The organism is Pseudomonas gorinensis, assembly GCF_042015035.1.
GTDB lineage: Bacteria > Pseudomonadota > Gammaproteobacteria > Pseudomonadales > Pseudomonadaceae > Aquipseudomonas > Aquipseudomonas gorinensis.
The window spans coordinates 1,530,671-1,556,121 of sequence record NZ_CP167125.1 but is presented as its reverse complement, the minus strand read 5'-3'; the positions used below and the strand labels follow the sequence as shown (position 1 = coordinate 1,556,121).

24 protein-coding genes are annotated in these 25,451 nt (G+C 62.0%); 11 read left to right on the top strand and 13 right to left on the bottom strand.

Annotated elements, in window-relative coordinates; translation table 11 throughout:
- The first annotated feature begins 76 nt into the window (after nt 1-76).
- Together AB7933_RS07055 and rlmF are read left to right on the top strand one after the other, a co-directional pair.
- Complete coding sequence (locus AB7933_RS07055) at nt 77-2,923, top strand: valine--tRNA ligase (RefSeq protein WP_024073615.1); 2,847 nt, start codon at nt 77-79, stop codon at nt 2,921-2,923.
- A 397-nt stretch (nt 2,924-3,320) separates the two neighbouring features.
- Nucleotides 3,321-4,337 (top strand): 23S rRNA (adenine(1618)-N(6))-methyltransferase RlmF, encoded by a 1,017-nt coding sequence (gene rlmF, locus AB7933_RS07050; protein WP_024073614.1) that lies wholly within the window; start codon nt 3,321-3,323, stop codon nt 4,335-4,337.
- Nucleotides 4,338-4,515: 178 nt separating this feature from the next.
- Here rlmF and AB7933_RS07045 read toward each other — a convergent pair whose 3' ends face one another.
- Nucleotides 4,516-4,797 carry an HU family DNA-binding protein gene (locus tag AB7933_RS07045; RefSeq protein ID WP_024073613.1) on the bottom strand — a complete coding sequence of 94 codons (282 nt, stop codon included), beginning with the start codon at nt 4,795-4,797 and terminating at the stop codon, nt 4,516-4,518.
- A 398-nt stretch (nt 4,798-5,195) separates the two neighbouring features.
- Between AB7933_RS07045 and yejK the strand changes: the two genes are divergently transcribed.
- Together yejK and AB7933_RS07035 are read left to right on the top strand one after the other, a co-directional pair.
- Entirely contained in the window at nt 5,196-6,200 is a 1,005-nt protein-coding gene (yejK, locus tag AB7933_RS07040; RefSeq protein ID WP_024073612.1) for a nucleoid-associated protein YejK, read from the top strand.
- Entirely contained in the window at nt 6,200-6,550 is a 351-nt protein-coding gene (locus AB7933_RS07035; protein ID WP_024073611.1) for a glutaredoxin family protein, read from the top strand. Before yejK ends, AB7933_RS07035 begins: the two co-directional genes overlap by 1 nt.
- On the opposite strand, the gene AB7933_RS07030 is transcribed toward AB7933_RS07035, so the two are convergent.
- From AB7933_RS07030 to AB7933_RS07010, 5 genes are read right to left on the bottom strand one after another with little or no spacing between them, the layout of a single operon-like run.
- Nucleotides 6,551-7,528 carry a FecR family protein gene (locus tag AB7933_RS07030; RefSeq protein ID WP_024073610.1) on the bottom strand — a complete coding sequence of 326 codons (978 nt, stop codon included), beginning with the start codon at nt 7,526-7,528 and terminating at the stop codon, nt 6,551-6,553.
- Nucleotides 7,525-8,103, bottom strand: a complete 579-nt coding sequence (locus AB7933_RS07025) for an RNA polymerase sigma factor (protein ID WP_024073609.1) — start codon at nt 8,101-8,103, stop codon at nt 7,525-7,527. The genes AB7933_RS07030 and AB7933_RS07025 overlap by 4 nt, the downstream gene beginning before the upstream one ends.
- Nucleotides 8,104-8,110: 7 nt before the next feature.
- A complete protein-coding gene (locus AB7933_RS07020) occupies nt 8,111-8,437 on the bottom strand; it encodes a DUF3325 domain-containing protein (protein ID WP_024073608.1) in 327 nt (108 codons plus the stop codon).
- Nucleotides 8,438-10,012 (bottom strand): PepSY-associated TM helix domain-containing protein, encoded by a 1,575-nt coding sequence (locus AB7933_RS07015; RefSeq protein ID WP_024073607.1) that lies wholly within the window; start codon nt 10,010-10,012, stop codon nt 8,438-8,440.
- Nucleotides 10,009-10,311 carry a DUF3649 domain-containing protein gene (locus AB7933_RS07010; RefSeq protein ID WP_024073606.1) on the bottom strand — a complete coding sequence of 101 codons (303 nt, stop codon included), beginning with the start codon at nt 10,309-10,311 and terminating at the stop codon, nt 10,009-10,011. Before AB7933_RS07010 ends, AB7933_RS07015 begins: the two co-directional genes overlap by 4 nt.
- A gap of 170 nt (nt 10,312-10,481) precedes the next feature.
- Here AB7933_RS07010 and AB7933_RS07005 point away from each other — a divergent pair, with 170 nt between their 5' ends.
- The 3 genes from AB7933_RS07005 (at nt 10,482) to fecA (ending at nt 14,338) form a co-directional block, all read left to right on the top strand.
- Nucleotides 10,482-10,970 carry a sigma-70 family RNA polymerase sigma factor gene (locus tag AB7933_RS07005; RefSeq protein WP_024073605.1) on the top strand — a complete coding sequence of 163 codons (489 nt, stop codon included), beginning with the start codon at nt 10,482-10,484 and terminating at the stop codon, nt 10,968-10,970.
- Nucleotides 10,967-11,908, top strand: coding sequence for a FecR domain-containing protein (locus tag AB7933_RS07000; protein ID WP_024073604.1), 942 nt, complete (start codon nt 10,967-10,969; stop codon nt 11,906-11,908). Before AB7933_RS07005 ends, AB7933_RS07000 begins: the two co-directional genes overlap by 4 nt.
- 90 nt (nt 11,909-11,998) lie before the next feature.
- Nucleotides 11,999-14,338, top strand: coding sequence for a TonB-dependent Fe(3+) dicitrate receptor FecA (gene fecA / locus AB7933_RS06995; RefSeq protein WP_024073603.1), 2,340 nt, complete (start codon nt 11,999-12,001; stop codon nt 14,336-14,338).
- Nucleotides 14,339-14,660: 322 nt separating this feature from the next.
- On the opposite strand, the gene AB7933_RS06990 is transcribed toward fecA, so the two are convergent.
- On the bottom strand, nt 14,661-15,572 hold the full coding sequence (locus tag AB7933_RS06990) for a LysR family transcriptional regulator (protein ID WP_024073602.1): 912 nt from the start codon (nt 15,570-15,572) through the stop codon (nt 14,661-14,663).
- A gap of 105 nt (nt 15,573-15,677) precedes the next feature.
- On the opposite strand from AB7933_RS06990, the gene AB7933_RS06985 reads away from it, so the two are divergent.
- A complete protein-coding gene (locus AB7933_RS06985; protein ID WP_024073601.1) occupies nt 15,678-17,189 on the top strand; it encodes an MFS transporter in 1,512 nt (503 codons plus the stop codon).
- Nucleotides 17,190-17,241: 52 nt separating this feature from the next.
- Here the strand turns inward: AB7933_RS06985 and AB7933_RS06980 are convergent, their stop codons facing one another.
- Nucleotides 17,242-17,652 (bottom strand): HPF/RaiA family ribosome-associated protein, encoded by a 411-nt coding sequence (locus tag AB7933_RS06980; RefSeq protein WP_024073600.1) that lies wholly within the window; start codon nt 17,650-17,652, stop codon nt 17,242-17,244.
- A gap of 634 nt (nt 17,653-18,286) precedes the next feature.
- Here AB7933_RS06980 and AB7933_RS06975 point away from each other — a divergent pair.
- Nucleotides 18,287-18,604 (top strand): DUF3509 domain-containing protein, encoded by a 318-nt coding sequence (locus AB7933_RS06975; protein WP_024073599.1) that lies wholly within the window; start codon nt 18,287-18,289, stop codon nt 18,602-18,604.
- On the opposite strand, the gene AB7933_RS06970 is transcribed toward AB7933_RS06975, so the two are convergent.
- Complete coding sequence (locus tag AB7933_RS06970) at nt 18,601-19,089, bottom strand: phosphate-starvation-inducible protein PsiE (protein WP_024073598.1); 489 nt, start codon at nt 19,087-19,089, stop codon at nt 18,601-18,603. The genes AB7933_RS06975 and AB7933_RS06970 overlap by 4 nt on opposite strands.
- Nucleotides 19,090-19,431: 342 nt before the next feature.
- Between AB7933_RS06970 and AB7933_RS06965 the strand changes: the two genes are divergently transcribed.
- Nucleotides 19,432-19,692: a YebG family protein gene (locus AB7933_RS06965; RefSeq protein ID WP_003171979.1), complete on the top strand. Its 261-nt coding sequence runs from the start codon at nt 19,432-19,434 to the stop codon at nt 19,690-19,692.
- Nucleotides 19,693-19,746: 54 nt separating this feature from the next.
- On the opposite strand, the gene AB7933_RS06960 is transcribed toward AB7933_RS06965, so the two are convergent.
- Nucleotides 19,747-20,766: a Leu/Phe/Val dehydrogenase gene (locus AB7933_RS06960; RefSeq protein ID WP_024073597.1), complete on the bottom strand. Its 1,020-nt coding sequence runs from the start codon at nt 20,764-20,766 to the stop codon at nt 19,747-19,749.
- Between the two features lie 185 nt (nt 20,767-20,951).
- On the opposite strand from AB7933_RS06960, the gene AB7933_RS06955 reads away from it, so the two are divergent.
- Nucleotides 20,952-21,755 carry a SirB1 family protein gene (locus AB7933_RS06955; protein ID WP_024073596.1) on the top strand — a complete coding sequence of 268 codons (804 nt, stop codon included), beginning with the start codon at nt 20,952-20,954 and terminating at the stop codon, nt 21,753-21,755.
- 430 nt (nt 21,756-22,185) lie between these two features.
- Here the strand turns inward: AB7933_RS06955 and maiA are convergent, their stop codons facing one another.
- The 3 genes from maiA to hmgA are packed head-to-tail and all read right to left on the bottom strand — an operon-like array spanning nt 22,186 to nt 25,407.
- A complete protein-coding gene (maiA, locus tag AB7933_RS06950; protein ID WP_024073595.1) occupies nt 22,186-22,821 on the bottom strand; it encodes a maleylacetoacetate isomerase in 636 nt (211 codons plus the stop codon).
- Between the two features lie 12 nt (nt 22,822-22,833).
- A complete protein-coding gene (gene fahA / locus AB7933_RS06945) occupies nt 22,834-24,120 on the bottom strand; it encodes a fumarylacetoacetase (protein ID WP_024073594.1) in 1,287 nt (428 codons plus the stop codon).
- Between the two features lie 3 nt (nt 24,121-24,123).
- Nucleotides 24,124-25,407, bottom strand: a complete 1,284-nt coding sequence (gene hmgA, locus AB7933_RS06940; RefSeq protein ID WP_024073593.1) for a homogentisate 1,2-dioxygenase — start codon at nt 25,405-25,407, stop codon at nt 24,124-24,126.
- Nucleotides 25,408-25,451: the final 44 nt, after the last annotated feature.

Here is a 25,451-nt window from a genome sequence, read left to right as displayed (position 1 = left end):
CGCCTCGCCCTGCGCCTTATCCCTCGTTATACTTGCCGGCTTTCCTGAATTAATGCCAACTAGGGTCCCGCCGCGCATGGATAAGACCTACCAGCCGCACGCTATTGAAACTTCCTGGTACCAGACCTGGGAGTCCGAGAATTATTTCGCTCCGCAAGGCGCGGGCGAGTCCTACACCATCATGATTCCGCCACCGAACGTCACTGGCAGCCTGCACATGGGCCATGGCTTCAACAATGCGATCATGGATGCGTTGATCCGTTTCCGCCGCATGCAGGGCCGCAACACTCTGTGGCAGCCGGGTACCGACCACGCCGGTATCGCCACCCAGATGTTGGTGGAACGCCAACTCGAAGCCACCGGCCAGAGCCGTCACGACCTGGGCCGCGAGAAGTTCCTGGAAAAAATCTGGGAGTGGAAAGACCAGTCCGGTGGCAATATCAGCCGCCAGATCCGTCGCCTGGGTTCGTCCGTCGACTGGAGCCGCGAGCGCTTCACCATGGACGACGGGCTGTCGGAAGCCGTGAAAGAAGCCTTCGTGCGCCTGCATGAAGACGGCCTGATCTACCGTGGCAAGCGCCTGGTCAACTGGGACACCAAGTTGCACACGGCGATCTCCGACCTCGAAGTGGAAAACCACGACGAGAAAGGCTTCCTGTGGAACCTCAAGTACCCGCTGGCCGACGGTGCCAAGACCGCTGAAGGCAACGACTACCTGATCGTCGCCACCACCCGTCCGGAAACCATGCTCGGCGACGCCGCCGTCGCGGTGAACCCGAACGACGAGCGCTACCAGGCGCTGATCGGCAAATTCGTCGAACTGCCATTGGTCGGCCGCCGCATCCCGATTATCGCCGACGATTACTGCGACCCGGAGTTCGGCACCGGCTGCGTGAAAATCACCCCGGCCCACGATTTCAACGACTACGAAGTCGGCAAGCGCCACAACCTGCCGCTGCTGAACATCTTCGACAAGAACGCCGCCGTATTGCCAGCCTGCCAGGTGTTCAACCTGGACGGCACGCTGAACGACAGCATCGACGGCAAGATCCCGGCTGAATACGCCGGCCTCGACCGTTTTGAAGCGCGCAAGCAGATCGTCGCCGCGTTCGACGCCGCCGGCCTGCTGGTCAGCGTTGACGACCACGCCCTGAAAGTGCCGAAGGGCGACCGCTCCGGCACCGTGATCGAGCCGTGGCTGACCGACCAGTGGTACGTGTCCACCAAACCGCTGGCCGAGCCGGCGATTGCCGCCGTGGAAGACGGCCGTATCCAGTTCGTGCCCAAGCAATACGAAAACATGTACTTCTCTTGGATGCGTGACATCCAGGATTGGTGCATCAGCCGCCAACTGTGGTGGGGCCACCGCATTCCGGCCTGGTACGACGAGTCAGGCAAGGTCTATGTCGGCCGCGACGAAGCCGAAGTACGCGCCAAGCACAACCTGGGCGCGGACGTTGCGCTGCAACAGGACAATGACGTACTGGACACCTGGTTCAGCTCCGGCCTGTGGACGTTCTCCACCCTGGGCTGGCCGCAACAGACCGAATTCCTGAAGAAATTCCACTCCACCGACGTGCTGGTCACCGGTTTCGACATCATTTTCTTCTGGGTTGCCCGGATGATCATGCTGACCATGCACCTGGTCAAGAACGAAGACGGCACCCCGCAGGTACCGTTCAAGACCGTGTACGTCCACGGCCTGGTGCGCGATGGCCAGGGCCAGAAGATGTCCAAGTCCAAGGGCAACGTCCTCGACCCGCTGGACATCATCGACGGCATCGACCTGGAAACCCTGGTACAGAAACGCACCTCGGGCCTCATGCAGCCAAAACTGGCGAAGAAGATCGAGAAACAGACCCGCGACGAATTCGCCGACGGCATTGCCAGCTACGGCACCGACGCCCTGCGCTTCACTTTCTGCTCACTGGCGTCCACCGGCCGCGACATCAAGTTCGACATGGGCCGCGTCGAAGGCTATCGCAACTTCTGTAACAAGATCTGGAACGCCGCGCGCTACGTGCTGGATAAAGGCGAAGACTGCGGTCAGAACGGCGAAGCCGTCGAACTGAGCCTGGCCGACCGCTGGATCATCTCGCAGTTGCAACGCACCGAAGCCGAAGTGACCCGCCAGCTCGACCAGTTCCGTTTCGACCTGGCTGCCCAGGCCTTGTACGAGTTCATCTGGAACCAGTATTGCGACTGGTACCTGGAACTGTCCAAGCCGGTACTGTGGGACGAGAATGCACCGATCGAACGCCAGCGCGGTACCCGCCGCACCCTGGTACGCGTGCTGGAAGTGGCGCTGCGCCTGGCGCATCCGTTCATGCCGTTCATCACCGAAGAAATCTGGCAGCGACTCGCGCCGCTGGCCGGTATCCAAGGCAAGACCATCATGCTGCAACCTTGGCCAGTGGCCAATGAAGCGCGCATCGATGAGGCTGCCGAAAGCGATATCGAATGGCTCAAGACCTTGATGCTCGGCACGCGCAACATCCGCGCCGAGATGAACATCGGGCCGGGCAAGCCACTGGCGGTGTTCGTGAAGAACGCCAGTGCCGAAGACCAGCGTCGCCTCAGCGAAAACGATGCGCTGCTCAAGAAGCTGGCGAAGCTGGAGTCGATCACCGTATTGGCTGAAGGTGCAGAAGCGCCGTTGTCCGCCACCGCGCTGGTCGGCGACATGGAAGTGCTGGTGCCGATGGCCGGCCTGATCGACAAGGGCGCGGAACTGGCCCGTCTCGACAAGGAAATCGCACGCCTGCAAGGCGAAGTGCAGCGGGTGGGCGGCAAGCTGTCCAACGCGGCGTTCGTCGACAAGGCCCCGGCTGAAGTGATCGAGAAAGAGCGCGCCAAGCTGGCCGAGGCTGAACAGGCCCTGGGCAAATTGGCGGAGCAACATGCGCGGATTTCCAGCCTGTAAGGTGTGAGCCGTGTAAAAAAGAGACCTTCGGGTCTCTTTTTTTTTGCCTGGAACGACCCAACCCCTGGCTGACAATACAGGCAATGCTAGAGGGGGCTTACCCTAATGCCAGTCAGTTAAGAGATAGAGCGAGCAAACAGCAACCTGTGGCGAGCGGGCTTGCCCCGCATTGGGCTGCGAAGCGGCCCCAATAAGGCCGCCGCGTTTATCCAGGCATATTAAATCGCCAGGTTTTGGGGCTGCTGCGCAGCCCAACGCGGGGCAAGCCCGCTCACCACAGTGACAGTGTTCCTCCTTAGCTGACAGGTTTTGGGGCAAGCCCCCTCCCACATTTGACCGAGGGCACCGCAAGAATGTGTGACAATGCCCACCACTTTGAGCCAACACCAGAATCATCATGACCGCCCCCAGCACGCCCAAACCTCCGCGCAAGAAGCCTAAAACCGCCGCCACGGCCAAGCCCGTGGTGCCGCGTAAAGAGGCCACCCTGCACCCGCGCAACCGCCACCAGGGTCGTTACGACTTCCCGGCGCTGATCAAGACCACGCCGGAACTGGCGCAATTCGTGATCATCAACCCCTACGGCAAGGAAAGCATCGATTTCGCCAGCCCCGACGCCGTGCGGGTGTTCAACCGGGCGCTGCTCAAAGCCTTCTATGGTATCCAGCACTGGGATATCCCGGCGGATTACTTGTGCCCCCCCGTACCGGGGCGTGCGGACTATGTGCATTTCCTCGCCGACCTGTTGGCCAGCGTCAACGAAGGTGTGATCCCACGTGGTGCGCCGGTCAAGGTGCTGGACATTGGCATGGGCGCCAACTGCGTCTACCCACTGATTGGCTACAGCGACTACCGCTGGCACTTCCTCGGTTCGGAGATTGATCCGACAGCCGTCGCAGCCGCCAAGGCCATCGTGCAGTCCAACGGGCTGAACAAGGTGATCCAACTGCGTCAGCAGACCAACCCCAAGCACATCCTGCTGGGCCTGCTGGAGCCGGGCGAGCGCTTTGACCTGACCATGTGCAACCCGCCGTTCCACGCGTCCATGGACGAGGCCACCAAGGGCAGTGAACGCAAATGGCGCGCCTTGGGCAAGGCCGATCCAAAACGCAAATTGCCGGTGTTGAACTTCGGCGGCCAATCGGCCGAGCTGTGGTGCGAAGGCGGCGAAGCGCGCTTTGTGACGCAACTGATCGCCGAAAGCGCGAATTTTGCCCACAAGGTGTTGTGGTTCAGCACCCTGGTATCAAAAGCATCGAACTTGCCCGCGATCGAAACGGCACTGAAAAAAGCCGGCGTGCTGGAAAGCCGCGTAGTGGAAATGTCCCAAGGCCAGAAGACCAGCCGGTTTGTCGCCTGGACCTTCCAGACCAAGAACGAACAGCAGATCTGGCGCCAGCGCTGGGTGCGCTGACGCCAACCTGTAGGAGCGAGCTTGCTCGCGAAAAACGCCAAGACACCGCATTCATCCGGGATGGCCGCGTTATCGTTAACGGCCTTCGCGAGCAAGCTCGCTCCTACAGGTAAAAAATCGCAGGCAACAAAAAACCGTGCCCGGATCGCTCCGGAGCACGGTTTTTTTTTGCTGCGTCTTACTTGTTAACAGCGTCGGTCAGGCTTTTGGCCACAACCAGCTTGATAACTTTCTTGGCAGCGATTTCGATGGCAGCGCCAGTCGAAGGGTTACGGCCAGTACGGGCAGGACGCTCGGTCACTTTCAGCTTGCCGATACCTGGCAGAGTGATTTCGCCGCCGTTTTCCAGCTGATCAGCAACGATCTGGCCCAGTTGGTCCAGAGCTGCGCGCGCGGTGGTTTTTGGCGCGTCGATAGCTTCAGCGATATCAGCGATCAGTTGGTCTTTAGTCAAAGCCATTGTGGTGTTCCTTCCCTATCAAATTCATATGGATATTGCAGAGTGCAGTGTCAGCCGTCGAGCCCGACCGTCATGGCCTGGCACCCCCGGCTATAACCACGGAGATCGGGGTTATAGATGCTTGAAACGGGGATTGGTTCGACCTGACAGATGCTGAATGCACGCTTAACGCCGAGTCATGGCGTAAGACGGGGCAAAACTAGCACAGAGACGGGGAAATATCCGCTTCTACCTAGCCATTTGGTCAGCTTTATCGCTCTAAACCGTGAAAAAAAGGCATATACCCCGTCGGAGAGCATCCAAAACCCCTTCGACGCGTGTCTTGGCCAATGGGTGCGGTACACTGGGCAACTTTTCGGGGAGGCCAACCGCTCCCCGCTCAACCAGCCGAGAAGCCTATGCCGATCCGTCATTGCATCGTCCACCTGATCGACAAAAAACCCGACGGCACACCCGCAGTTCTCCACGCCCGCGACTCCGAGCTTGCCGAGTCGGCCGCTATCGAGAACATGCTTGCCGACCTCAACGAGAGCTACAACGCCAAACAAGGCAAGGCCTGGGGTTACTTCCATGCCGAGTCCGGCGCGCACCCGTTCAGTGGCTGGTTGAAGGACTATTTCGAAGGTGGCCAGGATTTCACTGCGTTCAGCCGCACCGCCGTCGAGCATCTGCAGAAGCTGATGGAAGAATCCAACCTCTCCACCGGTGGTCATGTGCTGTTTGCCCACTACCAGCAAGGCATGACCGACTACCTGGCCATCGCCCTGCTGCACCACAGCGAAGGCGTGGCGGTGACCGATGAGCTGGACGTGACCCCATCGCGCCACCTGGACCTGGGCCAGCTGCACCTGGCGGCGCGCATCAACGTCTCCGAGTGGCAGAACAACAAGCAATCCAAGCAGTACATCTCGTTTATCAAAGGCAAGAACGGCAAGAAGGTCTCGGAGTACTTCCGCGACTTTATCGGCTGCCAGGAAGGCGTCGACGGGCCGGGCGAAACCCGCACCCTGCTCAAGGCCTTCAGCGACTTCGTCGAAAGCGAAGACCTGCCGGACGAATCTGCCCGCGAAAAAACCAAGACCCTGGTGGATTACGCCAGCAGCCAGGCCAAGCTCGGCGAACCCATGGGCCTGGAAGAACTGTCGAGCTTGATCGATGAGGATCGGCCCAAGGCGTTCTACGACCATATCCGCAACAAGGATTACGGCCTGTCGCCGGAAATTCCCGCCGACAAGCGCACGCTCAACCAGTTCCGCCGCTTCACCGGCCGCGCCGAGGGCCTGTCCATCAGTTTTGAAGCGCACTTGCTGGGCGACAAGATCGAGTATGACGAAGCCGCCGGCACCTTGATCATCAAGGGCTTGCCGACCCAACTGACCGACCAGCTCAAGCGCCGTAACTGATGCTCGGCGGGGTCTTTAAAAAAGTCCTGCTGGTGTTGCTGGTGGTGGTCGTGATCCAGAACTGGGGCAAGGTCGAACGGCTGTTCAACCCGTCCCAGGTGGTCTCGGAGCAGACGCGGGCTTCGGCCCACGTTGTGCTGTATGCCACCCAATGGTGTGGCTACTGCAAGCAGATCCGCCGCTTCCTCGACCAGAAAGGCATTCCGTACCAGGCGCTCGATATCGAAAAGGACGCCCAGGCACGCCAGGCCTATGAAGCGTTGGGCGGCGGCGGGATTCCGTTCGTGGCGGTGAACGGCACGCTGATCCGCGAGTACAGCCCCGAGAAGATCATGGCCGCGCTGAAGTAATCAGCGCACCACGATCATTCGCCCCAGCAGGCTGTGCTGTTCGAAGCCCAATACCGCCTGCAACGCGTTCAGTACTGCCTGCGGGTCTTTGCTCGGGAAGCTGCCGCTGACCCGCTTGGCCCCCATCTCGTCGTTGAGCAGCACGATGCGGCCAGGGTAGTAACGGCCCAGGTCCTTGAGCACATCCGCCAGGGGCGCCTTGTAGTAGTTGAGCCAGCCGTCGCGCCAGGCCAGGCGCGATTCGCTGTCGACCGCGTGCAGGGGCTCAGCGACGCCTTCGGCGTAGGCCACTTGCTGCCCAGCCGTAAGAATTTGCTGCTGAGCCTGCCTGGAAGGTGTCACACCCACCCGTCCCGACAACACCGTGACCTGAGCCCCTGCCGCTTGCAGGCGCACTTCGAATTGCGTGCCCAGCACCCGCGCCTCACCACTGCCCGCCGCCACCACGAATGGCTCACCCGTGTGCGTCACGCTGAAAAAGCCCGCGCCGCGCCGCAGCTGGATATGCCGCTCGCCCTGGCTGAAATCCACGGCGATGGCGCTGTCGGCATCCAGGGTGACTTGGGACTGGTCGGCCAGGGTGACGGTCTTCACTTCCCCCGGCGCGCTCACATAATCGGCGCCAAAGTCATCGATCCAGCGCGACGGCTGCCAACCCGCGGCCATCGACACCATCACCAGCAGGCACGCGGCCGTGGCCAGCGCACCGGACCAGCGCACCACTCGCGAACGCCTGCTGGCGCTCATGGCATTGAGATAGCCCTGCAAGGCCAGGGCCTCTTCGTCGGCCAACAGGCGCGCCGGCACTTCGCTCAATTCCCACACCACCTGGGCCTGGGCATAGGCCTCCACATGCGCCGGGTCAGCCCGCAGCCAGCGGCTGAAGGTAGCCTGGTCGCCGCTGCTGGGCTGGTCGTGCAGCAGGCTCAGCCAGGCCAGTGCGGCGTGTTCCTGGTCGGGCGTGGGGGTGACGTTCACGGTGCTTTCCCTGGCGTGCGTGGAGGCGATGGCTCACGAAGGCTGGCTTTGCAGGCTTCGAGGGCACGCATCATATGTTTTTCCACCGCGCTTTGGGACAGCCCCATGGCCTTGGCGATGTCCGCGTACTTGCGGCCATGGATGCGGTTAAGCAGGAAAATATGCCGGGTGCGTTCCGGCAAACTGCGCAAGGCGGCCTCGACATGGCGCAGGTCGTTGCCCGCCTCCAATGCCGCCTGGGGTTCTGAACCCTGGTTATCCTGCTGCTCCGGCAGCCAGCCTTCGTTGCTGCGCACGCGGGCGCCTTCGCTGCGCAAGTGGTCGATGGCGATATTGCCGGCGCAGCGCAGCAAGTAGGTACTGAGCTCTTCAACCTGTACCAGGGGCCGGCGCCAGAAGCGCAGGAACAGGTCCTGCACCAGGTCGGCCGCCGTCGCGCGACAGCCCACGCGACGGCTGACCAGGGCTTCCATCTGCGAACGCTGGGACAGGAACACCTGTAGAAAATGTGCGCGCCCACCCGCCGCATCGGTGTGCGGGCTGTCCTGGGGTTCGGGTGGCGGGCTGATCATCATGGCGGGCTCAGAGCGTGGCGACGGCTGCAACGGGGCAGGCCAGCAGGCCGATGCCCGCCAGGTTCATGGCCAGCCTTGGCCGATACGGCAACAGCAACACCAGCAGTAATGCGCTGAGCATCAATACCGCGCACCACTGCACCAGGCCCTGGCCCCACCCCGCGATCACCACCGCAGGCCAAATCGACACCGTCAGCAGCAACCAGCCGGCGGCGCGTAACCCCAAGCGCCGACGCGGGGAGGGTTTGCTGTGCAGCAACTCGCCATGGTGACGATCGGTGGACAGGCACAACGCGGTGAACCCGGCGTAACACATCAGCAGAGCAACGAGCATTCAGTGCGCCTCCGGCTTGAGTTTGAGCGAAGGCACACCCTCGGCCTTGGATGGAAGCGCGGCACGGCGTTGCATCTTCCAGGCCGCCCAAGCCAGGAACACACCGCTGCCCAGGCACGTCAGGTCGAAGCCAGCCATGGCCCAATCGCCCCTGGCCAGGGACACCCCCAGGTGTTCGGAGGTGGTGATTGCGTTGAGCAAGGGTACGGCGACAAACAACAGCGCACCGACACTCAATTGCTCGACCCAGCCCTGGCGACCTCGACGCAACATGGCGTGCAACAGGCTCAGGCCCCAGGCAATAAAGAAGACCTGCACTTCCCAGGTGGAACGCTCGGCGACGCTCACCGGCAGCAAACGGTTAGCCCAGAAGAACGCGGCGATGGCGATCATCAGCCCGGACATGCTGGCGATGTTCAGCACCTCCACCAGTTTCAGCTCGAACGGCATCACGCCGCTTTTGACGTGCTTGAGCTGGCGTTTGCCCAGCCAGATCACCAGGCCGGAGCCAATCATGGCCGTGCCCGCCAGGCCGCAGATAAAGTACAACCAGCGCAGCACCGGGCCGGCGAAATGGCCCATGTGCAAGCCGTAGAAACTGCCGCCGATAACAGCGGGCAACGACGGCTCGCCACTGACACGCACCTGCTCTCCCGTGGTGCCGTTGAACGACACGATGCTGCCGAAGTCATGCACCACGCTGTCGGAACCGGCGCGGAACACATTCACCGACGCATTCACGTCGCCGGGATTATTCACCGCCACACGTCCGACATGACCACCCGCCCATTGCTGCCGCGCCTGGGCGTACATCGGCCCCAGGGGCAGCAACTTACCTGGCTGGCCAAGGGCCGGCGCATTGTCGGTGGCCGGGAACACTTCGCTGAAGAACGCCCGGGTGTCGTCGCCATAAGAGGCCACGATCGGCGCCGGCATCACCATGCTCATGAAAATCACCAGGCTGCTGTAGGTGATCATCAGGTGAAAGGGCAACACCAGCACGCCCACCGCGTTATGCCCATCGAGCCAGGAACGCTGGCCTTTGCGGGGGCGGAAGGTGAAGAAGTCCTTGAAGATTTTCTTGTGGGTGATGATGCCGGTGATCAAGGCGACAAACATCACCATCGCGGCAAAGGTCGACAGCCAGCGGCCCCACGGGTGAGGCATTTGCAACTGGAAGTGGAAGCGATAGAAGAATTCGCCGCCCATGCTTTCACGGACCTGCACCGGTTGACCGCTGACCGGGTCGAGGACTTTCTGGATAAAGTTGCCACGCTTGCCGGGGTCGACCTTGTCCTGCCACATCACCGACAAGCCGGGATCGCGGCTGTCGGGCAGGGTAATAAACCAGCGCGCAGCGGTAGGCGCCTGTCGCTCCAGATAGGCTTGCGCCACCGCGAGGCTGCGGGCGTCATCCACCCCATGCACCTGCACTTCAGGCTGCATCCAATGGGTGATCTCGTCTTTGAAATAGGACAAGGTGCCGGTCAGGAAAATCGCGAACAGCAGCCAGCCAAAGATCAACCCGACCCAGGTGTGCAACCAGGCCATGGCCTGGCGAAATCCCTCTTTCATGGGCGTGCCACCCACCAACCCGCGCCCGCCAGGGTGGCAAACAGGACGCAGGGCGCCATCACGCCCAGCCAGGCACGCCCGGCCGTGCGGCAGGCAAAGCACCACAGCACCGCCAGCAGATAGAACACAAACGAACTCATCATCCCCACGATCACCGCATCGGCACGGGACGTCGGCAGCCACAGCGCCAGGCAGATACTGGCCAGGGAAGCCATCAGATAACCGCCAACAACGGCGGCCAGCACCCGCGAGGTCACGGCGAGGCGATAGGAGACGGGCAGTGAGGTTTTGCTTTTCATGCGGGAGGCGCCAGGTTCGTCAGCGCGCAATATTAATGATAAATATTCTCATAAGCAAAACACAACGGATGAAACACCGGTGCGAGCGGATTGCCGAACCCATTCCGGGGCCCTACAATGCGAACAATTCTTGTTCTCTAAAGCATGTCGATGCTTGCGGAGTGTTCACGTTGAGCCCGTCCCACACCGTCGAAGTCCTGTATCACGAGCATCATCACTGGCTCACCGGCTGGTTGCGACGCAAGCTCGGCTGCCCGCAAAGCGCGGCCGACCTGGCACAGGACACCTTTGTGCGCGTACTGAGCGCGCGGGAAACCCCGACGCTGGTCGAACCGCGCGCCTTCCTCACCACCATCGCCAAGCGCGTGCTGTTCAACTTCTACCGCCGCCAGGACCTGGAGCGCGCCTACCTCGAGACGCTGGCACAGATGCCGGAACTGGTCGCGCCGTCGGAAGAAGAACGCGCCATCATCCTGCAAACCCTGTTGGAACTGGACCAACTGCTCGACGGCCTGCCCAACCGCGTCAAACGCGCATTCCTGCTGGCCCAGCTCGATGGCCTGACCTACGCGCAAATCGGCGCCGAACTGGGCATCTCCATCGCCACCGTCAAACGCCACCTGAATAAAGCCGCCATGCGCTGCTATTTCGCCCTATGAATTTCTCGACCCACATCGCCGAGCAAGCCGTGCACTGGTTGATGGAGATGCAGCAAGGCGCGCTCAGCCCGCGCCAGCAGGCGGCCTGGCAGCAATGGTTGAATGCCCACAGCGAACACCAACGGGCATGGGACCACATCCAGCGCGTCAACCAGCGCCTGCGCGACATGCCCTCGCCCCTGGCCCATGCGGCGTTGAACGCACCGAAATCCAGCAGCCGACGCCAGGCGCTGAAGCTGCTGTTGATCCTGGGTGCCGGCTCGGCTGCGGCCTGGAGCCTGCGCCAGCAACATATCCTGCCACCCCTGAGCGCCGACTACCGTAGCCCCGTCGGCCAACGCCGCAAGGTGCAATTGGCCGACGGCAGCCAGTTGCAGCTCAATACCGGCAGCGCGGTGGATGTGCATTTCGATGGCCAGCAACGGCTGATCCGCCTGCTCGAAGGCGAGATCCTGCTGAACGGTGTCGCCGGCAACACACCGTTGCAGGTGCTCACCGGCCAGGGCCTGCTCAGCAGCCAGGCTGCTCGCCTGAATGTGCGCCAGTACAACGACCATACCCACGTGGCGGTGTTCGCGGGCCGGGTCGAGGTGATGCCCAACCGCTACAGTGGCCTGCCGCTGACGGTCGAGGCCGCGCGCCAGGTGAATTTCACCCGCAAGGGCTGGGATACGCCACGCCCCACCGACGCCAACAGTGGTGCCTGGGCCGACGGCATGCTGGTGGCCGCGCATATGCGCCTGGAAGATTTCCTCGCCGAAGTGGGCCGTTACCGCCGAGGCCAGGTCAATTGCGATCCGCAAGTCGCCAACCTGCTGCTGTCCGGCAGCTATCCGTTGGACGACAGTGAACGCATTCTCGATCTGCTGGAGGTCAGCCTGCCGGTCAAGGTGCGGCGCTTTACCCGCTACTGGGTGACCGTTCAGGCACGCGCTTGAAGTATTGCGCGCAACCGTGAGCCGTTTTCCGCACCTCGCGTGACAGAGAAGGAAAGCCCCCTTGATCCTTCCTTCTCAGGACCGCTCTTCATGCCCCAGCAACCGCCCCTTCTCACCCGCACCTTGCGCCAACTGCTGCTAGGCGCCAGCCTCAGTTTTACCGCCCTGCCATCGGTAATGGCGGACGACACCAAGACCTATCAGATCGCGCCTGCCTCGCTGGAGGCGGCGCTCAATCAATTTGGTCGCGAAGCCGGCGTGTTGATTTCCTTCGGTTCAGACGTCACAGCCGGCCTGCAGAGCCGTGGGCTGTCCGGCAACTACAGTGCCGCCGACGGGCTGCAAACACTGCTGGAAGGCACCGGCCTGCAAGCCCGCGCCGAAGGCGACAATGCCTACAGCCTGCAACCGGCCAATGCACCGACCACGTTGGAGCTCGGCACGTCCACCGTCGTCGGCGACTGGCTCGGCGACGCGGCGCAAGCCAATGTGTTCGAACACCCCGGCGCGCGTGACGTGATCCGCCGTGAGGCATTCGAACGCCAGGGCGCGACCCAGGCCAAGGACGTGCTCAACCGCATCCCCGGCGTCAATGCTCCGGACAATAACGGCACCGGTAGCCACGACATGGCGCTGAACTTCGGCATCCGCGGCCTCAACCCACGCCTGGCGTCGCGCTCTACGGTATTGATGGACGGCATCCCCGTGCCGTTCGCGCCGTATGGCCAGCCGCAACTGTCGTTCGCGCCGATCAGCCTGGGCAACATGGACGCCGTGGACGTCGTGCGCGGCGGCGGTGCGGTACGCTACGGCCCGCAGAACGTCGGCGGCGTGGTCAACTTCGTGACCCGTGCGATCCCGGATGCGCCCACCGTCAAAGGCGGCTTGCAGACCGAAACCAGCCCCTCCTCCAGCCACGATGGCTTCAAGAGCACCGCCAACCTGCTGGCCGGCGGCACCGCCGACAACGGCCTGGGCGGCGCGCTGCTGTACTCTGGTACCCGTGGCGGCGACTGGCGCGAAAACAGCAACACACGCATCGACGATCTGATCCTCAAGGGCAAATACCAGCTCGACGACGCCAACAGCTTCAATGCCATGGCGCAGTACTACGAAGGCCAGGCCGACATGCCTGGGGGCTTGAACGTGGCGGACTACAAGGCCGACCCGTATCAGTCGACCCGCCCCTACGACAAATTCTGGGGCCGCCGTACGATGTTCAACGTCGGCTATCGCTACGAGCAGGACCGCCGCGAGTTCACCGTCAACAGCTTCTTCACCAAGACCCTGCGCAGCGGCTACCTGGACCAGGGCACGTTCCTTTCGCTGTCGCCGCGCGAATATTGGGTACGCGGCCTGGAAACCCGTCTCGCCCAAGGCTTTGACCTGGGCCCCACCAGCCATGAAGTGGGCGTGGGCTATCGCTACATCAACGAAGCCGGGCATGAGTTGCGCTACCGCACACCGATTTCCGCCAACAACCAGCAAATCCCCACCACTGACAGCCGCAACGACCGCGACACACGCGGCGGTACCGAAGCCAATGCATTCTTCGTCGATGATCGGATTGATATCGGCCGGTGGACCATCACCCCGGGCATTCGCTACGAGATGATCGAGTCCCAGCAGAGCAACAACCTGACCAACGTCAAATACAAAGGCGACTACAACACCGCCCTGCCGGCGCTCAATGTGCTGTATCACCTGACGGACGACTGGAACCTCTACGCCAACACCGAGGGCTCGTTCGGCAGTGTGCAGTACAGCCAGATGCCTAACCGCGTGACCAGCGGCGAAGTGAAACCGGAAAAAGCCCGCACCTGGGAACTCGGCACACGTTATGACAATGGCAGCCTGCGTGCGGAAATCGGCGCGTTCCTGATCAACTTCGACAACCAGTACGAAAGCAACCAGACCAACGATTCCGTGATCGCCCGTGGCCAAACCCGTCACCAGGGTATCGAGACCAGCATCAACTATGCCCTCGACGGCTTGAGCCCGGCGCTGGCCGGCTTCGATGTGTACGCCAGCTACGCCTACGTCGATGCAACCATCCGTGAAGACGGGCCGAACAAAGGCAACCGCGTGCCCTTCTCGTCCAAGCACAAAGGCACCCTGGGCGTGGGTTACACCGAAGGCCCGTGGAAACTCAACGTGGACAGCAGCTACCAAAGCAGCCAGTTCGCCGACAACGCCAACACCGAGGCCGAAACCGCCGACGGTGCCAATGGGCGCATCCCCGGCTACATGCTGTTCAGCAGCCGCGCGGCCTATGATTTCGGCCCGCAGCTGTCGGATTTGAATGTGGCGGTGGGCGTGAAGAACATCTTCAACAAGCAGTACTACACGCGCTCGTTCGACGATAACAACAAGGGCAAATACATCGGTGAGCCGCGCACGGTGTACCTACAGACGTCTATCGCGTTCTGACTGCTCGAGCGACAAACAGCCTGTGGCAAGCGGCGTGTGTTGTAGCCAGCAGGCTTGCTGTAGCGAACGGGCTTTGTTGTGGCGAGCGGGCTTGCCCTAATGCCGTTCAGTTAAGGCTTTTTTGTAGGAGCGAGCTTGCTCGCGAAGAACTCACAGGCGCCGCGTTGATTCAGGAAACACGCGTGATCGTTGACGTTTTTCGCGAGCAAGCTCGCTCCTACAGAAGGCGATGTACGCTTAACTGAACGGCATTAGGGCAAGCCCGCTCGCCACAGTAAACCCGCTCGCCACCCTGGTAATGCGCGCGCCTGATGGGCCGGCTCTAACTGCCCGCCAGGCAACTGGGCGTGCCTGCGACCAGGGCGTCGATGGCGCAGCGTGTTTTCGCCGGCATATGCGTGGCCGTGGGCCAAATCACATGGATCGGCGCGGGCTGGTCGCGGTAGCTCGGCAGGACCGCCTCCAGTTGCCCGCGCAGGACATAGTGCGCAATCAACCAACTCGGCAACCAGGCCAGGCCAACACCGGCGATAGCGGCATCGGCCACGGCCTGGAGGTCATCCATCATCAAGGGCGAAGCGACGCGCACACGGTGCGAGCGACCCTCGGCGTCATTCAACTCCCACTCCCGGCGCGGGGCACTGCAGCGGTAGGCGATACCGCGATGCCCGGCCAGGTCCTCGATGCGCTCTATTGCCCCCACGCGCTGCAAATACGCCGGCGAGGCGGCAAGGCCGATGGCCTGCTCACCCAGGCGGCGGGCGCTGAGGCGATCGGTGTCGGGCAGCGCGCCGATGCGCACAGCCAGGTCGAAGCCTTCCTGGGCCACGTCGATCAGCCGGTCGGAGAAAGAAATCTCGATGTCCAACTCGGCAAATCGGTCCATCAGGCCCCAGAGTGCCGGCGCCGCGTAGTGGTGCCCGAACGCCAGTGGCAGGCTCGCCCTCAAGCGGCCGCGCGGCTGTTGCCGGCCGCTTTCCAGTACCGATTCGGCGGCCTCCAGTTCGGCCAGCGCGCGCAGGCAATGTTCGTAGTAAGCCTGGCCATCCTCGGTCAGGCGCTGGCGGCGGGTAGAGCGTTGCAACAGACAGGTTCCCAGGCGGGCCTCGAGGCGCGCCAGGCCTTTGCCGACGGCCGAGCGCGTGAGGTTGAGCCGTTCGGCGGCCTCGGTCAGGTTGCCGCTTTCGACAATCTGGAGAAACAGTTCAACGCCATCAAAACGCGGGGTGGCCATGGTGCAATTGTCGCCCTTGAGTCCCTTATAGAAAGAAAACTTATCACGAATAAAGAATCACATTCCCCTGAAAATAACGTGACACGTCATTCACAGGAGAATCCCATGCCACCCACCGCCACGTTAGCGGCCGTCAGCCCACCGCGCACCGCCAGGAATGGCCTGGCGCTCACCGCCGTATGCCTGGTCGCGCTGATGTTCGGCCTGGAAATTTCCAGCGTGCCGGTCATCCTGCCCACCCTGGAACAACAACTGGGCACCGGCTTCCAGGATGCCCAATGGATCATGAACGCCTACACCCTGGCCTGCACCAGTGTGCTGATGGCCGCCGGCACCCTGGCTGACCGCTTTGGGCGCCGACGCATGCTGGTGCTGTGCCTGTGGTTGTTTGGCCTGGCGTCGTTGGCCTGTGGGCTGGCCGAGGATGCGTCGCTGCTGATCACCGCGCGGTTTGTCCAGGGCATCGGCGCAGGTGCGATGATGATTTGCCAGTTCGCCATCCTCTCGCACCTGTTCCGCGAACCCGCGGCACGGGCAAGGGCCTTTGCGATATGGGGGGTGATTGCCGGCGTGGGCCTGGGCTTCGGGCCGATGATCGGCGCATTGATCCTGGCGATGGCGGATTGGCGTTGGGTGTTCCTCGTGCATGTGCCGCTCACCCTGTTCACCTTGGTGCTGCTGCGCATCAGCGTGCAGGAGTCCCGCGACCCGGCCGCCCATCGCCTGGACATCGCCGGCATGCTCACCTTGACCCTGTCGGTGTTTGCCCTGGTGTACTTCATCACCCAAGGCAGCGAGCACGGCTTCGGCACACCCGCCATGCTCGGCTGGGCGGCTTTGTCGGGGCTCGGTTTGCTGCTGTTCATCACGGTCGAGCTTCGCAGTGCGCACCCGATGTTCGACTTCTCGGTGTTCCGCATCCAGCGTTTCAACGGCGCGTTGATGGGCTCGATCGGCATGAACTTCAGCTTCTGGCCGTTCATGATCTACTTGCCGTTGTACTTCCAGGCGGGCCTGGGTTACGACACCTTGACCACCGGCGCCGCGCTGCTCGCCTACACCCTGCCGACCTTGCTGGTACCGCCGTTGGCCGAGCGCCTGGCCCTGCGTTATGGCGCCGAACGCATTATTCCGCTGGGCCTGGGCCTGATGGCCGCAGGCTTCCTGGCCATGGCCGCGGTCAACGCGGCCGAGCACCCACGTATCGGGCTGGTGCTGCTCAGTTGCGTGATCGCCGGCGTGGGCCTGGCGCTGACCAACTCGCCCACCACCAACACCACCACCGGTTCGGTGTCGGCCGACCGGGCGGGCATGGCCTCGGGCATCGACCTCAGTGCACGGCTGATCACCCTGGCCCTCAACATCGCGCTGATGGGGCTGGTGCTGTTGCTGGGGATCAGCCATCGACTGGCCGAGGTGTTGCCTGCAACCACGGCAATGGATTGGCCGGCTATCAGCCAACACATCGCCGCAGGAAAGTTGCAGTCGACGGGGCTGGCATTCAACGATGCCCAGGCGGCCCTGCGCCACGGCGCCGGTTGGGCGATGTTGTTTGCCGGGTTGGGGGCTGGTGGGCTGGCGATGCTGAGCCGGTATTTTTTCCGACGCGGCGGCTAAACGAAAACGGGCCTGCAGATGCAGGCCCGTTTGTAGGAGGATGAAAAAACGGTCAGCCGTTGATGACAGCGTTTTCGTTTTCCAGGAATTCCTGTTCCAGCGCGTCTTCATTCACTTTGTTGATTGGCTGGTTTTTAGCGGCAGCGCGGGGCTTGCCTTGCAGTTTGCCGAACAAATGTTCCAACGCATGATCCAGTTTGGTCGCTGCACCGTCGATCGCCTGCTCCAGGGTATCGGCCTTATGCAGTACCGAAAGCGGTTGATGGCCCTTTGGCCGTGCTTCCAGGCGGCAACTTAAATCGTGGGGACCGGGCTTGTCGCCGTTCTCATCCCGCAGGTAGACCTCAACGCGGGTCAGGTCCTCTTCATAACGTTCGAGCGTGCTTTCAATGGTATTACGTACCCACTCCTCCAGTCGGATGCTGCTTTCAATATGGTTATCGCTATTGACTTGGATTTGCATAGTTCTTCCCTTATTTCAGCTAGCTCGCGAGAGATCACAAACTGCAACACCGGGGTGGTGAAACCATGACCTCTTGATTACACAATTGAGCACTCAGAAGAACATTTCAAGCCCTTTGCAAAGATAAATCCTACATTACAAATTAACCCTGACTACGAGCAAAAACGCTGGTAGGGTGGGGAGTTAGTTACATCTTCTTACTTCCCCGCGATCGTTATAATTGCCCCTCTCCCCATGGGTGCAATCCGCGAAAAATCCCCCCCAGTATCGAACGTGTTCGTCGTGGTGATCGGGCTGATTGCGCTGTCTGCGATCATTTTCTCGGTATTGCCCTGAAACGACGCACAGCACGCCAGCACACCACAGCACAACGGCGGGAGGGGCTTGTTTGCGCTGACGGTGGTTCAGCCGAGTATTCATTGGCTGATCCACCGTCATCCGGAGCAAGCCCCCTCCCACATTCTGATTTCAACGCCTGGGAGGCCGCTGTACGGCACGCCCCTTGCTGTATGGCTGATGAGGCAAACGGATGTTGTGAAACCTCAGCGACGGAGTGGCCGGTGGTCAGGCAACGCGAACTAATCCAGACGCCGGTCGTCAATGACTGCATGTTCTTATCAGGCGGTAACGCACCATGGACAACCCTTTTCAGATCATCACCGACACGTTCACCCCTCAATACCGGGTCAACCTGAGCATCCAGCGGCTGGATGGCAGCATCATGCTCACCCTCTCCAACGAGAAGGGGGTGGTGGCCAAGCGCATGATCAGCGCCGAACAACGCAACGACCCGCAACGGCTCAAACGCCTGGTGCAAAGCATCCAGTTCGGCATTGCCATCGAGCAGGGCCATAGCGCCATGGAAATCCTGGCGGTGATGACGGACGGGGACAGTCACAAACTATTGCAGCGACCGCCCACCCGTGCCCTGCCTTTCAGCATCGGGCTTTAAAGCTCGCCCTTCTCGGTTTCCAGGTTCGCCTCGCCCTTGCGACGCGGGCCTTCGACCTTCACCGAAGGGAACGCCGACGAGGCATAGCGCACCACCAGGATCGAGAACGCCAGCAGCAGAATCCCGCCGCACAGGTAGATGATGCCGATGTCCGGCGGGTTGTGGTGGGACACGTTGGAGATCAACAGACGCGTCAGCGCGGTGATCGCCACGTAGATCAGGAAACGCACCGGCATGTGGTTGGTCTTGAAATAAATCCCGACCATGGCCCCCAATTCCAGGTAGATGAACAGCAGCAAGATGTCATCGATCTTGATGTGCCCGTTCTCCAGCATCCCCAGGAACTCCATCACCGCCGCCCAGGCGGTCACCGCACCAATGGCGAACAACGCCAGGTAGTGGAACGACTCGACAAACAGATTACCCAGGGACTCGGCCAGCCCATGGACGTTCTGGCGCAGCTTTTCGGCCCAGTTGAATTTCACGATGATACTTCCTTAGGTCGGTTCGACCGGATAATGCAGGTTGGACATGACGGTTGTTCTGCATGCAGAAAAAAGGCCAGGGTAGGCATGAGATGATGGCGGGATGACATGAGGCACGTCATTCGAAAACGGATTTATCAAGGATACTGAGGACGGTAAACCTGGGATGTTTCCAGCAAAATCCCGGTAGATAGTCAGAAATTTCCGTTGTAGTAATCTCCCACTTAGCAGCTACATTAAAAATCCTGCTATCCAAACCCGCGCGTTTGGCATATGCTTTTCGCTGTATATAGATACAGTAGTAGCAAAAGACAACTATCGTGAAGGCATGTGAGGTGGTGAATGGCCGTCGAAGTGGTATACCGCAGCAGCCGAGATCTGGAGCGTTTGTTCATGGATAAAGCCGAAGCTGACCGTCATGACAAGATGCTTGAACTCGCCGAGTTGCTTGCAGAAGTGTTGCAAAAAGCCGTGCCGTCCCTGAGTGAGCAGCAGGTTGAAGAGGCCGGGATCTACATGGCGAAGAACCGCGATGTATTTGCCAAGGCGTTCAAGAGCCAGCCGGACGCGTTGTCCGAGTTGCTCAACGCCGCGGCGGAATAAAGCCCGAATTGAACAGGCCCTGAATCATCGGTTCAGGGCCTTTTTAATGCCTGGTTATTGGTAGAGCAGGCGCTCGGCCAATTCGTCCGCCACCCGTGCCGGGGAGCGTTTTTCGGCCTGGGCGTGGGCGAATATTTCGGTCAAGCGCGTGCCGATGTTCGACAGGTGTGCGGTGATGGTCGGCAGCTCGGCACCGCCGTGCTTGAGGGCAACGTAGATCAGGCCGCCGGAGTTGATCACGTAGTCCGGGGCATAGAGGATGCCGCGCCCTTCCAACTGGTCGGCCACTTGCAGGTTGGTCAGTTGTGCGCTGGCGGAGCCGGCCACGGCGGCGCAGCGCAGTTGGCCGACGCTGGTGCGGTTGAACACAGCGCCGAGCCCGCAGGGCGCGAGGATGTCGCAGGGCGTGCTGAGCAAGGCGTCGTTGGCAATGGGGTGCGCGCCGAGCTGCTCCATGGCCAGTTGCACCTTGCCGTGGTCGATGTCGCTGACCAGCAGTTCGGCGCCAGCGGCGTGCAGTTGTTCAGCCAGGGCGAACCCGACATTGCCCAGGCCCTGGATCGCCACGCGCAAGCCCTCAAGGTTGTCGCTGCCCAGGCGCGCCATGGCAGTGGTGCGAATGCCGGCGAACACCCCCATGGCAGCATGGGGCGCAGGGTCGCCGGCCGCCGTGGTGCTGGTGACGAAGCGGGTGTGTTGGGCAATGCAGTCCATGTCGGCCACCGACGTGCCGCTGTCGATGGCGGTGATGTAGCGGCCATTGAGTTGCTCGATGCACCGGCCGAAGGCTTCGAACAGCGCCGCCCGGCTTTCCACATGGGCGGGGCGCTGGATCACGGCCGTGCCGCCGCCCACCGGCAACCCGGCCAGGGCGGCCTTGTAGCTCATGCCTTGGGCCAGGCGCGCGGCATCGGCGACGGCCGTTTCGTCATCGGGGTAGGCAAGGTAGCGACAGCCGCCCAAAGCGGGTCCCAGGCGGCTGTTGTGGATGGCGATGACCGCCTTCAACCCCGTCACCGGGTCAATGCTCAGGTGCAGCGATTCAAGGCGGTAGCTGTGCATGAGAGCAAACATCGTCGAGCTCCCGAATCACGTCTGGTGTCGCCAAGTATAGGCTTGCGGTAGAAAACTGCCGAAGTGCACTGGAATAAGCCGCCCGGTTTTGCAGGCCCTGCGACATAAGCAGATAGGATCCTTCTCAAGCCACTGGACGAAAATTCACAGCAAGGCTAAAACGGAGGCATCCGTCGGAGAACGCAATGAAGCCGCGCCAAGCTTTTTTCGCCTGCCTGGAACGTTCACCCCCCGCGCTGTTTGAAGCAGCGCTGTGGATTGCTGCCGAACATGACCCGGCGGTGCAGCCGTTGGTGATCCTGCAGGACCTGATCTCGCTGGAACAACAGGTGAATGTGGGCATGCCCATGCTACCGGCGGATGAGCTCGGTCAACCGCTGCTGCGGCGCATGAATGACCTGGGGTTCGCCCAGGACGAATTCACCCCGCTGCGCCCCGCTGCTGCCTTGCTGGACAAGGTGCTGCAACGCAAGCGCGGGCAACCGTTGGCCATGGGCCTGATCGCGATGGAGCTGGCGCGGCGCCTGAATATTCCCATGGTCGGCGTCAACTTCCCCGGCCACTTCCTGCTGCGAGTCCCCGGCGCCGATCACCTGCTCGATCCGTGCGGCGGTCGGCGCCTCTACCCCAATGATTGCCGCGAGCTGCTGCAACGCCAATACGGCCCCAACCTCAAGTTGCAATCAGACCACCTGCACACCGCCGAACCCCGTTCGATCCTGCAACGCCTGTCACGCAACCTGCGCCAACTGCACCTCTCCAATGACGATCCGCTGGCGGCCCTGGTCGACGCCGAACGCGTGCTGGAACTGGGCAATGCCAGCGCCGCCGACTACCTGGCGCGCGCCAGCCTGTACCAACGCCTGGACTGCCCCAGCGCCGAACGCTTCGACCTGGAACATGCGCTGCTGCTCAGCGAAGACCCGATCCAGCGCCTGCGCCTGACCGAGCGGCTGGGGCACCTGCCCCCCAACTCCGTGGTGCATTGAACACCCTCTTTCCAGGAAAACACCGTCCTGTGGCGAGCGGGCTTGCCCTAATGCCGTTCAGTTAAGGCTTTTTTGTAGGAGCGAGCTTGCTCGCGAAGAACTCACAGGCGCCGCGTTCACTCAGGAAACACGCGTTTATCGTTGACGTTTTTCGCGAGCAAGCTCGCTCCTACAGAAGGCGATGTACGCTTAACTGAACGGCATTAGGGCTTGCCCCGCGTTGGGCTGCGCAGCAGCCCCAATAAAAGCGCTGCAGTGTGCCAGGCAGCTCCGGGACTGTGTTTTGGGGCTGCTGCGCAGCCCAACGCGGGGCAAGCCCGCTCGCCACAACAAGCCCGCTCGCCACAGTGATATTGCTCGCCGTAAATGCAGTATCGGGCTGGCTATCAGTGATTTAGGGGCAACCAGTGCTCTATACAAGTCTCCAGCGTCATGGGGTATCAGGTTGGTTCGCCGGATGCGCCTGCACAAACGCCGGATGTTGCTCCGCCAACGCCGCCACTCGCCCGATGCGCGGGTATGCCGCCAGCGGGACCTTGAAACGCTGCGCCGCGTACAACTGCGGGATCAAGAACACATCCGCCAGCCCCGGCTGCTCGCCAAAGCAAAAACCCTGATCGCCAATCAACTGCTCGACGGCAGCCAGGCCCTGGCTGATCCAATGACCGATCCATTCCAGCACTTGAGCCTCGTCATGCCCCCACTGGCGCAGCAGGTTCTGGGTACTGGAGTTGTGCAGCGGGTGGATATCGCAGCCGATGATCGAAGCCACCGCGCGCGCATGGGCACGGGTCGCCAGGTCCTGCGCCAGCAGCGGCACCTGTGGATAACGTTCCTCCAGGTACTCGATGATCGCCAGGGATTGAATCAACAGCTCGCCGTCATCCGTGCGCAAGGCCGGCACACGGCCTTGCGGGTTGATCGCCAGGTACGCGGGCTGGTGATTGGCACCGCCAGGCGGCACCAGCAGGTTGACCGGTACAGCGCTGTAATCCAGGCCCTTGAGGGCCAGGGCAATACGCACCCGGTACGATGCGGTGGAGCGGTAGTAGGTATAAAGGTCCATTGCCCTGCCCTCCTAGCGCGCCGCAACCACGGTGCCACGGCATTCGCCAAACCCGATGGACGCAAAGCCTTCGCGGCTGCAGCGGGCGCGCAGGATGACTTCGTCGCCGTCCTCGAGGAATCGGCGCACTTCGCCGGAAGGCAGTTCGACCCCTTTCTTACCGCCCTCGGTCATCTCCAGCAGGCTGCCGAACTGCCCGGCTTCGGGCCCGGACAACGTGCCCGAACCGAACAGGTCACCGGCCTGCAACTGGCAGCCGTTGACGCTGTGGTGCGCCACCAATTGCGCGACGGTCCAGTACATATGCAGGGTGTTGCTCAGGGCCAGGCGATGGGCTGGCAGGTTGTGTTCGCGCATCGCGGCCGTGGTCAGCAGCACTTCCAGTTCGATATCGAAGGCGCCCGCCGCCTGGTCGCGTTGATCCAATAGGTACGGCAACGGTTGCGGGTCACCCTCAGGCCGCGCCGGTTGTGCCTTGCGGAACGGCTCCAGGGCTTCGGCCGTGATCACCCAGGGCGAGATGCTGGTGATAAAGCTCTTGGACAGGAACGGCCCCAGCGGCTGGTATTCCCAGGCCTGGATATCCCGCGCCGACCAGTCGTTGAGCAGGCAGAAACCGGCGATGTGGTCTGCCGCATCGCCAATGGCAATCGAATCGCCCATCGCATTGCCCTGGCCGATCCAGATACCCAGCTCCAACTCATAATCCAGGCGCGCGCAGGGACCGAATGTCGGCTCGGCCTGGCCGGCTGGCAAGGTCTGGCCTTTGGGACGACGCACGTCGGTGCCGGAGGGGCGAATGGTCGAGGCGCGGCCGTGATAACCAATCGGCACGTACTTGTAGTTGGGCAGCAAGGGGTTGTCGGGGCGGAACAATTTGCCGACATTCTGCGCATGCTCGATGCCGACGTAGAAGTCGGTGTAGTCGTTGATCTTCGCCGGCAAGTGCATCTGGCAATCGGCGGCGCGGTGCAGCACTTGGGCCTCACGCGCTTGCAGCGGGCTGCCCTCCCCCAGTAATTCCAACAGGCGCTCGCGCAGGGCTACGCGCGGGCCACGGCCCAGTTCGAAGAAGGCATTCAACTGTCCGCCGGTGGTGGCATCGACGGCGCGAAGCGCTTCGCCGTCAAACGCATCGCGCACGGCCAGCAGGTCGAGAATACAGTCGCCAATCGCCACGCCACTGCGCGGTGCCGAGCCATGGATACTGAACACGCCCAGCGGCAGGTTTTGCAGGGGGAAGTCGCGGTGACCATTGGCACTGGCGACCCAGCTGCGGGCAAGCGTTGGTTGCGTCATGGGTTATCTCCGGTTCGGGTTGAAGGTGGCGGGCAGCGAGGCCCAGCACGCGTCATAAGCGGGTTGCAGTTGCGGGCATTCCAGGGCGAACTGGGTCGGGCGCAGCACTTGGCTGGTCTCGAACATAAAGGCCATGGTGTTATCGATCTTGTGGGGCGCCAGCTCGACATTGATGGCCTTGGTGCAGGTCTCGCCATCCGGGCCGTGGGCGCTCATGCAGCTGTGCAGCGATGCACCGCCGGGCAGGAAACCGTCGGCCTTGGCATCGTAGACGCCCTGGATCAGGCCCATGTATTCGTTCATCAGGTTGCGGTGGAACCACGGTGGCCGGAAGGTGTTCTCGGCCACCATCCAGCGCGGTGGGAAGATCACAAAGTCGAGGTTGGCCAAGCCATGCACACTGGTGGGCGAGGTCAATACGGTGAAGATCGACGGGTCGGGGTGATCGAAGCTCACGGTGCCGATGGTGTTGAAGCGACGCAGATCGTATTTGTACGGCACATTGTTACCGTGCCAGGCCACCACGTTCAGCGGCGAGTGGTCCAGCTCGCAGGCCCACAGTTCACCGAGGAATTTCTGCACCAGGGTGGTGGGCTGCTTGAGGTCTTCGTAATGGGCGACGGGGCTCAGGAAGTCGCGGGGATTGGCCAGGCCATTGCTGCCAATCGGCCCCAGGTCCGGCAGGCGCAGCGGTGCGCCATGGTTCTCGGCGACGTAGCCACGCGCTTGCGCATCCAGCAATTCGACGCGGAACTTCAGGCCGCGCGGCAGTACGACGATTTCCAGCGGCTCGACCTCCAGCACCCCCAGTTCGGTGGCGATACGCAAGCGGCCCTGCTCAGGCACGATCAACAGCTCGCCATCGGCGTTGAAGAACACGCGCTCCATCGATCGGTTGGCGCGGTAGTGGTAGATGCTGATGCCCGCCGGTTTTTCCGACGCGCAATTGGCGACCATGCCGACAAGTCCCTCGATAAAGTCCGTCGGCTCGCTCGGCAGCTCCAGCGGGTTCCAGCGCAGGCGATTGGGCGTGACCGCCCCCAGCGGGCCACCGGCCAATTGCCGCTCCAGCTTGACGAACGCCGGGTGGTTGGCCGACGGCTGGATGCGGTACAGCCAGGTACGGCGCGCTTCGCTGCGCACCATGGTGAAGGCCGTGCCGGAAAACAGTTCGGTGTAGAGACCGTAGGGCGCTTTTTGCGGGGAGTTCTGGCCGACGGGCAGCGCGCCGGGTAGGGCTTCGCTGGCGAATTCATTGCCGAAGCCCGAGAGGTATTCGAGGTTCATGGATCATCCTCTGGCGGAAGTTGTTTTTATCGTAATCCAGTTAC